This window comes from Acidovorax sp. KPB24-07 (genome assembly GCF_057543315.1).
On record NZ_BAAJYS010000559.1, the window covers coordinates 1 to 1774 of the forward strand.

2 protein-coding genes are annotated in these 1774 nt (G+C 69.2%); one reads left to right on the forward strand and one right to left on the reverse strand.

Features of this window, described 5'->3' with window-relative positions:
- Window positions 1-744: efflux RND transporter periplasmic adaptor subunit (locus AC27IQ_RS23815; RefSeq protein WP_487091036.1), on the reverse strand; the 744-nt coding region annotated here is incomplete at its 3' end.
- Between the two features lie 593 nt (window positions 745-1337).
- On the opposite strand from AC27IQ_RS23815, the gene AC27IQ_RS23820 reads away from it, so the two are divergent.
- Window positions 1338-1774 (forward strand): PAS domain-containing protein (locus AC27IQ_RS23820; RefSeq protein ID WP_487091037.1); only part of this gene is annotated, 437 nt, incomplete at its 3' end.

Here is a 1774-nt window from a genome sequence, read left to right on the forward strand (position 1 = left end):
CTGGCCTTCGCCCGCGCGCTGAAAGCGCCCCTTGGCCAGGTCGGTCTTCAGGCGCAGCACGTCGGTGCTGGACTGGGTCACGTCCACGTAGAGCGGGTCGATCTGCGAGATGGTGGTGAGCGCCGTGGTCTGGTTGGCGGTCACCAGCGCGCCCGGCGTCACCGCCGAGGTGGTGGTGCGGCCCGAGATGGGCGCCTTGATGCGGGTGTAGCCCAGGTTGATGCGGGCGTTCTCGACCGCCGCGCGGTTCACGGCCAGGTCCGAGCGGGCCTGCACCAGCACCGCCTGGCTGTCGTCATACACCTGCCGGCTGATCGCATCGATCTTGACCAGCTCGGCATTGCGCCGCGCGTTGGTCTCGGCCGTGCCCACGGTGGCCTGGGCCTTGCCCAGCGAGGCTTCGGCGCTCGCCAGCGCCACCTCGAAGGGCGAGGCGTCCAGCTGGTACAGCACCTGCCCGGCCTTCACGTCCGCCCCTTCGGTGAAGAGCCGCTTTTGCACGATGCCGCCCACCTGCGGCCGGATCTCGGCGACCAGGAACGCGCTGGTGCGCCCGGGCAACTCGGTGGTGATCGACTGCCGCTCGGGCTGGATCGTGACCACGCCGGCTTCCACCGGGGCGCGCGGCGCGGGCTGCTTGGCGGCCTTGTCCGAACACCCGGTCACCACGAAGGCGGCCGCCAGCACGGCAGCGCCGGCCCGGCGCAGGGCACCGGGGACAGCGGTCACACAGGAAGAGGTCAAGGAGGAGGGCCGTGGGGCCATGGCAGCGGGGGCGGAGGGCAGCGAGCGTGTGGCAGGGCGTGGGCAATTCATGGACAAGGCACGGCTTTCGTTGTGGCGAGCATTCTGACGGTCAATTGAAAAGATCGTGTGAAGCTGTAGCAGGCTGGAAAGCCCTCCGGCGGGCCTCGTGTCCGGACCTTGCAACCTTCATGCCGCGTGCGGGCCGCGCGTGCCCCTCGCAGGCGGTGGCGGGCCCCTCGGGCGCTGGCCCCGGGAGTGTGTGGCCGCGCTGGCGGGCCGCCGGCCGGCCGGGCCGTCGATCCGAAGGGTTTCTGCGGGACGGAACGGGGTTTTGAGAGCCAAATCGCCCGCATGCCGGCGTTTTCATTGTCTTGGTAGCTATTCAATTGATAGCAAATGGGTGGTCGGGAAACGACGGTCCGCGTTCGCAGCGTCCCCGGGCTCTTGACCCAGATCAAGCCCCGGCCGAAAGGTTTCCACAAGCCGGGATGTGCCACCTACCATCGGCCGCACTGCATCCCGCAGGGGCCCGCGGCGCCGTGCCGCACCGTCCGTACGAGACAAAAGCTTCTTCCCCAGAAAGGCTTCCCATGCGAAGAAATCTTCCGGTCAGCACGCAGGAATACCCGTTTCCTTCCGGCGAAACCCTGGTGTCCACCACCGACCTGAAAGGGCGCATCCTGTACTGCAACCCGATGTTCATCGAGGTGAGCGGCTACGAGCGCGAGGCCCTGCTGGGCCAGCCCCACAACCTGATCCGCCACCCCGACATGCCCGAGGAGGCGTTCCGCGACATGTGGGACACCATCGGCCAGGGCCGGCCCTGGTCGGCCGCGGTGAAGAACCGGCGCAAGAACGGCGACTTCTACTGGGTGATGGCCAACGTCACCCCGCTGATGGAGGGCGACCGCCCCGTGGGCTACCTGTCGGTGCGCACCGAGGCCACCCGCGAGCAGGTGCAGGCCGCCGACGCGCTCTACGCCCGCATGCGCGCCGAGGCCGAGGCCGGCCGCCCGGTGCACGTGCT